This window comes from Macrococcoides bohemicum (assembly GCF_016865215.1).
GTDB classification, from domain to species: domain Bacteria; phylum Bacillota; class Bacilli; order Staphylococcales; family Staphylococcaceae; genus Macrococcoides; species Macrococcoides bohemicum.
In genome coordinates, this window is record NZ_CP054482.1 from 1,545,602 (window position 1) to 1,560,598 (window position 14,997).

At 34.5% G+C, this 14,997-nt stretch carries 14 protein-coding genes; all 14 read right to left on the bottom strand.

The features are described 5' to 3' along the window. Nucleotides 1-48 precede the first annotated feature (48 nt). Nucleotides 49-525, bottom strand: a complete 477-nt coding sequence (greA, locus tag HT586_RS08050; RefSeq protein WP_099578553.1) for a transcription elongation factor GreA — start codon at nt 523-525, stop codon at nt 49-51. A 19-nt stretch (nt 526-544) separates the two neighbouring features. Then, nucleotides 545-1,168, bottom strand: coding sequence for a uridine kinase (gene udk, locus HT586_RS08055; protein WP_203545567.1), 624 nt, complete (start codon nt 1,166-1,168; stop codon nt 545-547). Then, complete coding sequence (locus HT586_RS08060; protein WP_203545568.1) at nt 1,168-2,427, bottom strand: peptidase U32 family protein; 1,260 nt, start codon at nt 2,425-2,427, stop codon at nt 1,168-1,170. Before HT586_RS08060 ends, udk begins: the two co-directional genes overlap by 1 nt. A gap of 11 nt (nt 2,428-2,438) precedes the next feature. Then, the gene (locus tag HT586_RS08065; protein WP_096076292.1) at nt 2,439-3,362 is read right to left on the bottom strand and encodes a peptidase U32 family protein; all 924 of its coding nucleotides are present in this window, start codon (nt 3,360-3,362) and stop codon (nt 2,439-2,441) included. A gap of 11 nt (nt 3,363-3,373) precedes the next feature. Beyond that, entirely contained in the window at nt 3,374-4,000 is a 627-nt protein-coding gene (locus tag HT586_RS08070; RefSeq protein WP_096076291.1) for an O-methyltransferase, read from the bottom strand. A 153-nt stretch (nt 4,001-4,153) separates the two neighbouring features. Further along, nucleotides 4,154-5,287 (bottom strand): endolytic transglycosylase MltG, encoded by a 1,134-nt coding sequence (mltG, locus tag HT586_RS08075; protein ID WP_238999210.1) that lies wholly within the window; start codon nt 5,285-5,287, stop codon nt 4,154-4,156. A gap of 18 nt (nt 5,288-5,305) precedes the next feature. Beyond that, on the bottom strand, nt 5,306-5,635 hold the full coding sequence (locus tag HT586_RS08080; protein ID WP_096076290.1) for a DUF1292 domain-containing protein: 330 nt from the start codon (nt 5,633-5,635) through the stop codon (nt 5,306-5,308). Nucleotides 5,636-5,649: 14 nt separating this feature from the next. Then, nucleotides 5,650-6,069: a Holliday junction resolvase RuvX gene (gene ruvX, locus HT586_RS08085; RefSeq protein WP_203545569.1), complete on the bottom strand. Its 420-nt coding sequence runs from the start codon at nt 6,067-6,069 to the stop codon at nt 5,650-5,652. Then, the gene (locus HT586_RS08090) at nt 6,062-6,331 is read right to left on the bottom strand and encodes an IreB family regulatory phosphoprotein (RefSeq protein WP_096076288.1); all 270 of its coding nucleotides are present in this window, start codon (nt 6,329-6,331) and stop codon (nt 6,062-6,064) included. Before HT586_RS08090 ends, ruvX begins: the two co-directional genes overlap by 8 nt. A gap of 61 nt (nt 6,332-6,392) precedes the next feature. After that, the gene (gene alaS / locus HT586_RS08095; protein ID WP_203545570.1) at nt 6,393-9,017 is read right to left on the bottom strand and encodes an alanine--tRNA ligase; all 2,625 of its coding nucleotides are present in this window, start codon (nt 9,015-9,017) and stop codon (nt 6,393-6,395) included. 250 nt (nt 9,018-9,267) lie between these two features. After that, the gene (gene recD2 / locus HT586_RS08100; RefSeq protein ID WP_188017244.1) at nt 9,268-11,688 is read right to left on the bottom strand and encodes an SF1B family DNA helicase RecD2; all 2,421 of its coding nucleotides are present in this window, start codon (nt 11,686-11,688) and stop codon (nt 9,268-9,270) included. A 2-nt stretch (nt 11,689-11,690) separates the two neighbouring features. Beyond that, entirely contained in the window at nt 11,691-12,350 is a 660-nt protein-coding gene (locus HT586_RS08105) for a tetratricopeptide repeat protein (RefSeq protein WP_096076285.1), read from the bottom strand. Between the two features lie 78 nt (nt 12,351-12,428). Continuing rightward, the gene (gene mnmA, locus HT586_RS08110) at nt 12,429-13,547 is read right to left on the bottom strand and encodes a tRNA 2-thiouridine(34) synthase MnmA (RefSeq protein WP_188017243.1); all 1,119 of its coding nucleotides are present in this window, start codon (nt 13,545-13,547) and stop codon (nt 12,429-12,431) included. 6 nt (nt 13,548-13,553) lie between these two features. Beyond that, a complete protein-coding gene (locus HT586_RS08115; protein WP_203545571.1) occupies nt 13,554-14,693 on the bottom strand; it encodes a cysteine desulfurase family protein in 1,140 nt (379 codons plus the stop codon). Nucleotides 14,694-14,997: the final 304 nt, after the last annotated feature.

A 14,997-nucleotide genomic window follows, 5' to 3' on the forward strand; every position in this document is an offset into this window, starting at 1 on the left:
TAAATAAAAAGTAGATCATAAGATCTACTTTAATGTATATATAATATATTAGCTGATTTCAACGATTTTAACACGCATTTCATTGCCGTTTGGTAATGGAACGTTTACTTCATCGCCAACTTTTTTACCAAGTAATGCTTTAGCAATTGGAGATTCATTTGAAATTTTACCTTCAAAAGGATCAGCTTCAGCAGAACCTACAATTTTATATGATTCTTCTTCATTACCAGGCACTTCAGTAAATGTTACTGTTCTTCCTAATTGAACTTCTGATTTTGAACCATCATCTTCAATAATAACTGCATGACGTAACATCATTTCAATTTTAGTAATTTCCTGTTCAACAAAGCCTTGTTCATCTTTAGCTGCATCGTATTCTGAGTTTTCAGAAAGGTCACCAAAACTACGAGCAACTTTAATTTTTTCAACGACTTCAGGTCGTCTTACTGTTTTTAAATGTTCTAATTCAACTTCTAACTTTTCAAATCCTTCTTTCGTCATTGGGTATTCTTTTTGCATTTCCATGGATAAATCCTTCTTTCTACTAATTCACTCGAATTAATGATTGTATTTTTGTTGTCATAATATCGATAGCAACTGCATTACTGCCACCTTCAGGTATAATAATGTCAGCATATCGTTTCGTTGGTTCAATGAATTGATTATGCATCGGTCTAACAACAGTTAAATATTGATCAATAACTGACTCCATTGTTCGACCACGCTCTTCTATATCTCTCATCAGTCTTCTTAAAATACGAAGATCTGCATCCGTATCAACATAAATCTTAACATCCATTAAATCACGAAGTGTTTCATTTTCTAAAGCAAAAATGCCTTCTACTATAATAACATCTTTTGGCTCAAATGTAATCGTTTTCTTACTTCTTGTATGATTTGTGTAATCATATGTCGGAACTTTTACAGTCTCACCATTACGCAAATCAATTAAATTTTGAATAAGTAAATCATTATCAAATGCTAAAGGATGATCATAATTGGTCTTTAAACGTTCTTCAAAACTAAGATGATCCTGATTTCTATAATAATAATCCTGCTCGATTAAAGCTACACTATAGCCTTCTAAATTTTTAAGTATTTTAGAAGTTACTGATGTCTTACCTGAACCAGAACCTCCCGCAATACCGATGATTGTCGTATGCGCCATTAATTCAGTTCCTTCCTCATCATATTCATTGGATAGACTGGATGTTTTACTTTAATTTGTACAATTTGAAGAGGATGACGTGCTGCATCTAATTCTGTTCCCTCTTCATCATATATAACATCGATTACTTGTTTAAAGTTTTCTATTTCAGGACCAAAGAATTCAATTTCCTGTCCTGGTTTGAAGTTGTTACGTTGCTGAATTGTAGCAATTTGTGTTTCTTCAGAATAGTCTAACACTAAACCACAGAAATCAAAAGGTGTTTTTTTTGACTGTTCATGACCAAACATTTGCTCTTCAAAACCAGGGACTCCTTCAAAGAATGCACTTGCTGTATCACGATTGGCACATTTATCTAATTCAATTAACCATTGCGGATCAATCTTGAAATTTTCAGGGTCTGCACAATACGCATCGATTACTTTGCGATAAACAGATACAACTGTAGCGATATAATGAATTGATTTCATACGACCTTCTATCTTCAATGAATCTACACCGATATCAATCATCTTCGGAATTGATTCAACAAGCTTTAAATCTTTTGGACTCATTGCAAAAGGTGTTGCCTCTCCATCATAAACAACATCAAGTTCACCATCATCTACTGTTAATAAATCATAATCCCAGCGACAACTTTGACAACATCCGCCACGATTTGAGTCACGTGCTGTCATATGGTTACTTAATGTACAACGTCCAGAATAAGCGATACACATTGCACCGTGAATGAACGCTTCAATCTCAATATCAATTTTTTCTTTCATTTCTTTAATTTCTTCAGCACTTGTTTCACGAGCAAGCACAACACGTTCTAAACCTTCTGACTTCCAGTATTCAACAGCTTTCACGTTTGATAATGATTGTTGTGTCGAAAGATGAATTTCAAGTTTAGGCGCAACACGTTTACATGTTTCAATGATTAGCGGATCTGCTACGATAATCCCTGTCGCTCCAGCCCCTTCTAGGGCGATAAGATAATCTTCTAAACCATCCATATTTTCATCATGGGCGATAATATTGGTCGTAATATAAATTTTAGCACCATATTTATTCGCAAAGTCTACGCCCTCTTTAATTTCTTCAATCGTGAAATTGTCAGCGTTTGAACGTAATCCGTATTCTTGGCCACCAAGAAATACTGCATCTGCACCGTAATGTACGGCAATTTTCAATTTTTCAAGGTTACCTGCAGGCGCTAATAATTCTGGTTTCTTTATTATTTGTTTTGGTTTTTTAATTTCTAATTCCGTTTTCATCAAATCATTCCTTAATATACAGTTTGTTTAAATAAGAATCCTTGATCCAGTGGGCGATGTTCTGGTTGAATTTCTTCAATCATATCTACAAGATCAAATTTAGCATCTTCATATGCTTCTACATCTTCATTATAAAGGTCAAGCGCTTGTCGATATGCTTTTGTCACTGTCGTAATATATTCCTCTGAATGTAATACGCCATCTATTTTAAATGAATCAATACCTGCTTCAATTAATTCTTCTAATTCTTCGATAACGCAAATGTCATTTGGACTCATAATATGTGTGCCATTACTATCTTCAAAAATTGGATATTTATTATTACGTTCTTCATCATAAAGTAACATTGCATCTTTAATTTCACGATTTTCAATTTTCATTACTTTATCCTGATACATAAAATAATTACCTAGCAAACTACGTTTCGATTGGAACATACATGTCATGCCATGGACTTGCACTTCAATAGCAACATCACTATGCGCTTTAATGTTTAATACTTCATCAAGAGATAACTCACGTGCAAGTACCGCTCGGTTTGCACCACGTTGTCCCCAGTAGTTCACCTGGAAATAATTCGTTACTAATGTTTCCTGATTCCATTGTAAAGGTATCGTATTGCCTAGTTCTCTTTCATACATTACAATTGCAGGATCTCCAAATAAAATTGCGTCTGGTTTTACAACATGTAAAAATTTCATATATTCTTCAACTGCATCTAAATGTTCATTATGAAAAATACCGTTTACTGCAACATAAGCTTTCTTATTATGTTGATGAATTATATCAATTGCAGCTTTTAAATCTTCACGTTTAAATTCTCCCGCCAGACGTAATCCAAATTGTTCTTCTCCGATAACAAATGCATCTGCACCTGCTTCAATTAATTCACTTATGTGAGATAAAGATTTAGGTGTTACTAATAATTCTGTCATAATGTACTCCTTTATTTTTTCACTGAAATACTCATTCCATCTCCAATATCGATAAAATTCGTATCATAAGCTGTATTTTCACTTAACCAAGTATTATATTTTTCGATTTTGCGCACCATCTGTTTTATATTTCTACTGCGCACAATTTCAATATTGCCTACAAAATCGTGGTATAAAATATTATCAGTAATAATTAAGCCGCCTTTTTTAACAAGCGGACTGTATAACTCAAAAAATTTTAATGATTGCGCTTTTGCAGCATCGATAAATAATATATCATATTCTTTGTCGCTCACCTCATCAAATGCTTCAAGTGCATCTTTAAAAATCGGGCGAATTTGGTGAGCTTTTTTATATTGTTCAATATGCTTTAAAGCATATTGATACATTGTTGCATTGCGCTCAATCGTGGTGATATGAATATTCTCACTTACAGATGCAAAATGTAATGCACTATATCCGATTGCTGTACCGATTTCTAACACTGACTTTGCATGATGTATACGAATCAACTGTTTGACGAATTCTACTGATATTTTGTCCATAATTGGCACATCATTTTCTTTTGCAACTTCAATTAAACCATCGATTGTACTGACTGGATTTAATTTACTGATATATGTCTCTTCTTTAATCAATTAAAACAATCCTTTAACGAAAAAATTACCAACCACATCGGCTGGTAGTAGTGTTTTATATTTTCATGATATTGTACCATAAAACAACCAAAATTGTAATAGTAAAATTACAACATAATAAAATCAAAAAAGAATAGGAGAAATATCCTATTCTTATTGCTGACTATCAATATGTTTATCTTTAAGTTGTAAATGCTCTTCATATGTTTTAGAGAAATAGTTCTTACCGTCTTTTGCTGCTAAGAAGTATAAATAATCTGTCTTTGCAGGATTTAAGACACTCTCCATTGATTCTTTACCACTTGTTGCAATCGGTCCAGGTGGTAAACCTGTATTGATGTACGTGTTATAAGGTGATTGAACTTTCAAATCTGCTTCATATGTAACAGCTTTATGACGACCTAGCGCATATAATACTGTGGGGTCTGTCTGCAGTGGCATCGCAGGGTTTGCTTCCATACGATTAATAAATACTGATGCAATTTTCGCTCGATCTGTTAGTCCTGTAGCTTCTCTTTCCACTAATGATGAGAATGTCAGGAATTCATGGAACGTTAAACGTTTTTCCGTACCAGCTTCTGTCAATAAAATGCCACCATACTTATCCCATAACGGAAATGCATTTTCTTCAGTCGCTGTAAGCATCTTATCAACGATTTCTTCAGTCGTTGGATTCTTTTCTGTAAAATCATACGTCGCCGGATATAAATAACCCTCTAAAGGTACTTTTATGTCTTTGTTAAATATCTCTTTTGTAATTAACTTCGGATGTTTCTTCTGCATCTTTTTAATGAAAGCAGGATGATTTACTTTTTTAACAAAATCCGCTTTATTAATTGAAGTTTTCTTTTCAACAATCTCACCGATCTGATCGATTGTAATACCTTCAGGAATATTCATCTTAAAGACTACTGGAATGTAAACTTCACCTTTTTGAAGACTTTTCGAAATCTGCTTAAATGTCATAGAAGGCGATAATTCATAATTTCCTGCCTGGAAATTAGAAATATTATTAAACTTTAAATAATATTTAAACATCGTACTACTTTTAATGATCTTTTCTTTTTCTAATTTTTCTCCAATCATCGTTGCAGACTCACCAGGTAATATTTCTATCTTAGTAGTAGACTTATCGTCTGGATTCAGTGGCTTTTGGCTAGAGCTAATATAAAAATAACTACCAACTGCTAAAATACACACGCCTATAATAATAATTCCGATAATGATAGAAGAAAGAAGTTTAGAGAAAGATTTTGAATCTCTAATTTCTTTGTTTCTATTCGACATAATCAAACTCCTTTAAGATTAAAGCTCTTCTTCTTCATCAAAGTTAGTGTTTACGAATTCTTCAATCATATCCCACTCTTCATCTGTTTCTATAGGAATTAATTTCCCGCCTTCTCCTTCGCTATCAGGTACATTGATCATTGGAATTAATTCGATTTCTTCCTCCTCATCTGAACCTTCTTCAGCTAAGATAACATATTCTTTCTCAAATCCTGGGTGGAAGAAACTAACAAGTTTACGGTATAAAACCTCGTTGCCTTCTTCATCAAATAAAGTTAATAACTCTTCTTCATTGTTGATATCTAATGTCGCTTCATTTAATTCCTGATTGTTCATTTCTTCTGTCATTTTAATCATCCTTTTTATTTTGAATTTAAATACCCTTGTAATATGAAAACTGCAGCCATCTTATCAATGACCTGCTTTCTTTTCTTGCGTGAAACATCCGCTTCTAACAGTGTTCTTTCAGCACCAACTGTCGATAAACGTTCGTCCCACATTACTATTTTAATATCAGGACAAACTGCTTTCAACATTTCACTAAATCGAATTGATGCTTCTCCCCTTGGCCCTACTGAATTATTCATATTTTTAGGTAATCCAATAACGGCTGTATCAACATTATTTTCATCTATGATCTTTTTGAGTTCGGCTATCCCAAACTCTTCATTTACTTCATCGATGCGGAGTGTAGTAAGACCTTGTGCAGTCCAACCCATGGCATCACTTAATGCAACACCAATCGTTTTAGAACCAACATCTAAACCAATAACTTTATTCATTACCTTTTTTCTCAGTTTGAATATAGTTTGATACAAGTTGTTCCATAATATCATCACGATCTAAACGTCGGATTTGATTTCTGGCATCATTATGTCTTGGAATATAAGCTGGATCTCCAGATAATAGATAACCAACGATTTGATTGATCGGGCTATATCCTCTTTCTTCTAAAGTATTATAAACATTCAATAATACAGTTCTTACTTCTTCTTTCGGCAGTTCATCAATGTTGAACTTCATTGTTTTATCGAAATTTTCCACTGCAATACACTCCTTTGTATGACATTTATACAATAATATCATACTATAAAACAATTTTTAATTACAATGTATTAATATAATCCTTCACAAATTGTAATGCTGTTGTAATACCAGCTGGATCATTTGCTGCACCTTGCGCAGAATCAGGACGGCCGCCACCTTTACCGCCAGTTGCATTTGCAACACCTTTTATAATGTCTCCAGCTTTCACTTGTGAAGTTTTGTCTTTTGGTACACTCGCCATATAATTTAACTTGTCATTTGCTGCAGCAATAAAGATAACTGCATCCTGTAATTTTGATCTATAGTCATCCATAAGTTCACGCAGCATTTTATTGTCTTCTGCATCTACTTCCACTGCTAATAACTTAAGTCCGTTAATTTCTTTAACTTGTTCTGTAATGTCACCCATCTTAAGAGATGCTACTGTTTTATTCAATTCAGTGATTGTTTTTTCCTGACTACGGATTGTAGCAGTTAATTCATCAATCTTTCCAGTTAATTGTTCTTTCTGTTTTACTTTCACTTTTGGTAAAATATCATTCACTGTATCTTGATACGTTGATAAATATTCAAATGCTGCTTTGCTTGTTACTGCTTCAATTCGACGTACGCCAGCACCTGTACCAGATTCAGAAACAATCTTGAATAATCCTATTTCTCCTGTGTTGCGTACATGCACACCACCACATAGCTCAATTGAATAATCACTCATTTCAACAACACGAACGATATCACCATATTTTTCACCGAATAAAGCCATCGCACCTTTTTCTTTTGCTTCTTTTATCAACATTTCATTAATTTCAACCGGTAGATTTGCCCATATTTTTTCATTTACGATACGTTCTATTTTTTCTATTTCTTCATATGTAACTGGACCGAAATGAGAAAAGTCAAAGCGAAGTCGTTCTGGTGTTACTAATGAACCAGCCTGATTAACATGTGTGCCTAAAACATCTTTCAATGCCTGATGCATTAAATGTGTCGCACTATGGTTTTTAATTACAAATGTTCTGAAGTTTGGATCTACTTGCGCCTTCACTTTAGTACCAACAGTTACTTTACCGAAACGAACTGTTCCTGTGTGCAGATTTTGACCATTTGGGGCCTTTGTAACATCAGTAACCTCAATCTCAAAATCTTCATTTGAAACAATACCTGTATCAGCAATTTGTCCACCACTTACAGCATAAAATGGTGTCTCAGAAAGGATAAACTGTATTGTATCTTCTTTTGAAGCATCTACACTTTCACCGTTTTCAACAATCGCTACTACTTCTGTTTCATTTGTTAAAGTATCATAACCAACGAATTTACTGTCAATTTTAATATTCGATAACACTTCATTTTGAACCTGCATACTTTGCGTCTTTTGTCTTGATTCACGCGCACGTGTACGCTGTGCTTCCATAGCCATTTCAAATCCTTCATGATCAACTGCAATACCTGCTTCTTCAGCTAATTCTTCAGTTAATTCAACAGGGAAACCGAATGTATCATACAATTTGAATACATCTTCGCCTTTTAATCGTTTATCTGAATTTTGTGCAGCTTCTTTTAATGCATTGAAATGTACTAAACCTTCTTCAAGTGTTTCATGGAATCTATCTTCTTCAGATTTAATTACTTTTTTAATGAAATCTTTATTTTTATCTACATCTGGATAATATGGTTTCATAATGCTTGCTACGATATCAACAAGCTCATACATGAAAGGTTTATTAATATTTAATTTCTGAGCGAAACGAACTGCACGACGTAGTAAACGACGTAATACATATCCACGCCCTTCATTTGATGGTAGTGCACCATCACCAATTGCAAAGCTTACTGTACGGATATGGTCTGCAATCACTTTGAAAGCAATATCATCTTCTTTATTAGTACGATATTTTTTTCCTGAAATTTGTTCTGTTGCTTCTATAATCGGCATAAATAAATCTGTATCATAGTTTGTCGGAACATCTTGTGAAATAGAAGCCATACGCTCTAAACCCATCCCTGTATCTATGTTTTGCTTTGGAAGAGGTGAATATGTGTGATCAGGGTTATGGTTGAACTCAGAGAATACTAAGTTCCATACTTCTAAATAACGCTCGTTCTCTCCACCTGGATACATTTCTTCTGCAGGATCATCTTGGCCATAGCTCTCTCCACGATCATAGAAAATTTCAGTATTCGGACCACTCGGACCTTCTCCGATATCCCAGAAGTTTCCTTCAATACGTGTAATACGGTCATCAGTTAAACCGATATCATTAACCCAGAAATCATACGCTTCAGTATCTTCCGGATGAATTGTAACGTATAATTTTTCTGGTTCAATCGCCATCCAGCGCTCACTCGTTAAAAATTCCCATGCAAATTCAATTGCTTCTTTCTTAAAGTAATCACCAATAGAGAAATTCCCTAACATTTCAAAGAATGTATGGTGACGTGCCGTAAATCCTACATTTTCAATATCATTTGTACGGATTGATTTTTGTGCATTTGTGATACGTGGATTTTTTGGAATAACACGCCCATCGAAGTATTTCTTAAGTGTTGCTACACCTGAGTTAATCCATAGAAGTGTGTCGTCATCTATCGGTACTAATGGTGCTGAAGGCTCAATCATATGTCCTTTCTCTACGAAAAAGTCTAAATACATTTGTCTAATTTCTGCTGCAGTTAATCGTTTCATTATTATCTTCTCCTTTAAAATAAAAAAATACACGTTATCCCTAAAAAAGGGACGAACGTGTTCGCGGTACCACCCTAGTTATGACAAAGTCATCACTCGATTAATATTCGTAATCATAAGATAAAGTAGCTTCAGTAATATCAAGCATATCTTTCACCAACCGATATGTCTCTAGGTCTTGAGGGATTACCTACTCAGCTTTAAATTTGAATTAGTTAAATTATAATTGAATCACATGCTTACCGTCAACTTAAACATAATCATAGGGAGATATGTCTCCCATATTAATCATCGGTGAAATGAGATACATATTCTCTTCGGTCATTTCACCAACTTGAATTGGCAAGCTATTTAATCCTTCATCATGTATAATTTCATGGGCATTTGCATCGCGTTTTACAATGTCTTTCTGATCATCTGTGCTAAAATAATCCATTAAAAATTGATAAAAAGAAGTGAATCTGGCATTTCCTAATCTTTTTATACCATCATTAAAGGCATTAACATCACCGCAAAAGATAAGTGACTGTTTCGCACGTGTTAATCCTGTATATAATATATTTTTCTGCAGCATTCTATAGTACTGATTGACAACAGGCATAATGACAATCGGAAATTCTGACCCTTGAGCTTTATGAATCGAACAACAATATGCATGGGTAATTTCAATTAAATCAGCTTTTGTATACGTTACTTCATTCCCATCATAATCTACAATGACGACATCCTTATTCAGTGCATTTTCTGCTGCTTTAAAGATACCTACGATTTCTCCGATGTCTCCGTTAAATACACCATCTTCAGGTCGGTTAACAAGCTGTAAAACTTTATCGTGATTTCTAAAGACAACATCACCAAATTCCATTTCTCGCTTTTTATCTTCTGGTGGATTTAATATTTTCTGTAAAACTTTATTTAATGCACGAATCCCTGCATTACCTCGATAAATTGGCGCGAGCACCTGAATGTCCCGCATATCGTAACCTTTATTAACAGCTGATGTAACGATTTTCTCGATAACTTCTGGAATTTGATCCGTTTGACATGGAATAAAACTTCTATCACTGTATCGTTTTGTGATATCGAATGGTTCATTTCGCTTAATCTGATGTGCCAGTTCAACGATAGAAGATCCTTCCTGCTGACGATAAACTTCATTCAATTCAATCTGAGGAATAATTTGAGACTCTATTAAATCTTTAAATACTTGTCCTGGACCTACGGATGGCAACTGATCCTGATCACCTACAAAAATGATCTGAGCGTCATTTGGTACTGCTTTCATCAATTGAAACATTAACCACGTGTCAACCATAGACATCTCATCAATAATGATAAGCTTTGCAGTAATTTCATTTTCCAGAATATCATCCGGCTTATTATCTCGGGTCCAACCGATAAGTCTATGAATCGTAGTTGCTTCCAATCCAGTGGATTCATAGAGTCGTTTCGATGCACGACCTGTTGGTGCTGCAACAACTACCGGAAAGTCCTGCCCATCATAATCATTATAGTCAAGACTTAATCCATGCAGCTCTGCATAAAGTGTCACAATACCTCTAACAACCGTTGTTTTCCCAGTACCAGGACCACCAGATAAAATCATCAGTTTACTATGCATCGCCTGCAATAGAGCATCCTTCTGTTTTTCTGCATATGACACTTCAAATAACTGTTCAATCTCTCCAATAGCAAGCATTATTTCAGATTGCTCAAACTGCTTAAGTTGATCTTGATGATTCATTAATCGGTGTAATATTTGAACGGTCTTTGTTTCAGAATAAAATAAACTAGGTATATAAATATTTTTTTCATGTTCGACAAGTAATTTCTTCTCTTCGCAAAGTTCAGTTAATGCATCTACTAATGCATCGGGGTTAACTTCAGAACCATTCTTAGTTAATAGATTGAAGCTTGTCTCGAGTAAAATCTGATCCGGAATGTAAGTATGACCATTCTGTAATGACGCCTGCTCCATACCATAAACTAATGCTGCTTTTAATCGTTCAGGATGATTGTTATCTATACCGATATGACGGGCTAATTCATCAGCTTTGTTAAAACCTATACCTTCGATATCCATCACTAATTGATAAGGTGATTCATTTATTACTCTTATCGTATCGTCTTTGTAAAACTGATAGATTTTCATTGCAAGCTGAGGGCCAAAGCCCCAATCATTTAATTGAATCATTACTTTCTCAATCGCTTGATTTTCATTGATTGTATTGTAAATTAAATCTTTTTTATCTTGCGATAATTTCGGAATCTGGTCCAGACTGCTTTTATCATCTAAAATAATATTTAGTGCATCTTCGCCAAGTATTTCAACAATTGTACGTGCTGTTTTTTTGCCGACACCTTTAAATAGGTCGCTGGAAAGATAATGAATGATGCCGTCTTTTGACTGTGGTAAATCCTTCTCAAATTTCTCTGCCTGCAATTGTTTCCCGTACTTAGCGTGTAACATAATCTTTCCGGTAAATGTATAAGTGTCACCCTCTGCAATTTGAGGCAGGAAACCTGTAACCGTCACTTCATCATCAAAATCTTCATTTGTATCGATTACCTCGGCTTTTAATACCGTATAAAAGTTATCGTTATTCTGAAAAAGTATACGGATAATAGTGCCTTTAACATAAGATTGATCAAATAAAGTGGCGTTCTCCAAGTTTATTCCTCCTTCATTGCTTTAAATGTTTTCAGTGCATGGCCAGCTAGCAGATGATCAGGCTGAATGTCAATAACACGCTCAAATTCAACAATCGCTGCATCGATATTTTCTGTCATCATATAATCTGCAAGTGCCTTATTATAAATCGCGTCTGTATGATCTGGATTATCACTTAATACACGCTCTAAAGTCTTTGATGCTTCTTCAAACATATTCATCTGACACATCACAAGACCATATTGGAATGTTATCTCAGTGTCATCCGGTTTGAGTTCATGTGCACGCATTAAAAATGGTAATGCTGACGCGAAATCACTTAGATTAACAAATGACATACCTAGCATATAGTATGTATCACCATCTTCCAGTCCATTTTCAATGGCTTTATGATACAGTTTCATCGCTTCTTCAAATCGATCCGCATTGTAATATATATTAGCCAGACCATAGTATGCACCACCATGAGTCGGGTCTACAGTAATAGCTTTTTGAAAGAAACGTTCCGCTTCAATCGGTTGATTTGAATCCAGAAGAATCGTTCCCATATTAATATAATGTGTCACTTCTTCAGGTTCTTCATCAATTGCTTCTATTAGTATTTTTAGTGCCTCTTCATATTGTTTTGTTTCAATCAGTTGCATTAAGCGTTCGTCATTCATTAGCGTTCTCCTCTATTATATTCATTGTATTATTATATCAAAAAATAAAAAAGAAGACATTGCTGTCTCCTTTGAAATTTATTGTGTTACCACATATGTTAACTGACCAGAATTTTTAAATACTTCATCAATCGTTGCACCACCAAGACAAACCTCGTCCTGATAGAATACAACTGCCTGACCAGGTGTAATTGCTCTCACGGGTTCAGCAAAAATCACTTTAATCGTATTGTCATCAATACGTTCAACGGTAACCTTCGTATCCTTTTGACGATATCTGAATTTAGCAGTACATTCAAATCCATTAGACAAATCAATATCATTGATAAATGAGACGTCAGATGCAATCAAGTAGTCACTATACAAAGCATCGTGGTCAAATCCTTGTTCAACATACAATACATTTTCTTTTAAATTTTTACCGACAACAAACCATGGATCTCCATCTCCACCGATACCTAGCCCATGACGTTGTCCAATGGTATAGTACATTAATCCTGAGTGTTCTCCCATTTCAATGCCATCTAAAGTCATCATTTTACCGTTTTGGGCAGGAAGATAACCGCTTAAAAACGTTTTGAAGTTACGTTCTCCAATAAAACAGATACCTGTAGAATCTTTCTTTTTAGCAGTTGCTAAGTTATTGTTAATAGCGATTTCACGTACTTCTGGTTTTTGCAGATGCCCTAAAGGAAACATTACATGTTGTAATTGTTCTTGTGATAACTGGTTTAAGAAGTAAGTTTGATCCTTGTTGTTATCAACTCCACGTAACATTTCAACGGTACTGTCATCGTTACGACGTATTTGAGCATAATGTCCTGTAGCGACATAATCAGCACCTAATGCTAATGCATGATCCAGAAATGCCTTAAACTTAATCTCTTTATTACACATTACATCCGGATTTGGTGTTCTGCCTTTTTTATATTCATCGAGAAAATATGTAAATACTTTATCCCAATATTCTTTTTCGAAATTTACTGCATAATAAGGGATGCCGATTTGATTACAAACACGGATAACATCTTCATAATCCTCGGTGGCAGTACATACACCAAATTCATCAGTGTCATCCCAATTTTTCATAAATATACCGATAACGTCATAGCCTTGTTCTTTTAGTAATAACGCAGTTACTGAGCTATCAACGCCACCACTCATTCCAACTACTACTTTAGTTTTTTCATTCGTCATTCTTATCTACTCATTTCTATTCATTTCATAAATTTTTTTAATTTGTAATGCAATATAATCAATATCTTCTTCTGTCATTTGATGTGAAAAACTAAATCGTATCGACTGTTTTGTACGTGGATGTTCACCAAACATTGCAGTAAGTACATGACTCGGTTCTATACTACCAGCAGTACATGCAGAACCACTTGATACATAAACACCATTCATATCAAGGATTGTAAGCATTTTCTCAACATCGCTGAATGGAAAATAAAGATTAGTGATGTGAGGTAATGATGCATTTATATCGCCATTCAATTCAAACGGAATATCGTAAGACTGAAGCGCGTTAATAAAATGTTGTTTCAATTGTATCAATTTTAAACTTGATTGTTCAATATTATCTGTAGCAATTTCTAATGCTTTTGCCATACCGCAGATATAAGCGATATTTTCTGTACCCGCACGACGTTTAGTCTCCTGTGCGCCTCCAAGCTGCTGAAATTGTAATGGCGTCTTATCTTTCACATATAGTAAACCCACACCTTTTGGGCCATAGAACTTATGTGCAGTGAGGGTAAATAAATCTACATTTAGTGACTTTAAATCGATCGGCATATGACCAATCGTCTGAACGCCATCAGTATGAAATATTGCCTGATGCTCTTTTAATAGTTCAGCAATTTCGTCAACTGATTGAACTGTACCAACTTCGTTGTTACCAAACATAATAGAAACTAATATCGTATCTTCACGAAGTGCATCTTTCAATTTATCAACTGTTACAAAGCCTTGTGCATCCACAGGCAAATATGTGACTTCATACCCTTCTTTTTCAAGTTGCTCAAAGACGTGTAATACAGAATGATGCTCAATAGAAGAGGTAATCAAATGTTTACCTTTATGCTGATTCTGGTATGCAATACCTTTAATCGCCAGATTATTCGATTCAGTAGCGCCACTAGTAAAGATAATTTCTCTTGGTGATGCGTTCATTATATTTGCAATTTTCATACGTGCCAGATCTAAAATCCGACGACCATCACGCCCGATATGATGTATTGACGAAGCATTACCAAAGTGATCACTTAATACTTCAGTTATTTCAGATACAACTTCCGGCGCAACATTAGTAGTTGCTGCATAGTCTGCATATACCTTCATGATTTATGAACATCCTTTCAAATTTTTCAATAACTTATCTTAACACCCTTTATGAAAAAAAACTATCTAATTAACTTAATTGTAAAAATTGTAAAGAATCTCATTTTGAAAAATACTTTAACGATTTTCAACTATATATAAAATAGATAGTTTATTCTATACAAAATAGAAAAATATAAATTAATTCGCAATAATTTTTAGCTGTGGCGCTATCAGAACTATCATTACTACGATGCCGCTAAAATTTCATCCACTATCAACAAGCATATAATTATCATAATTCCCGACCTAAGTGATAAACTAT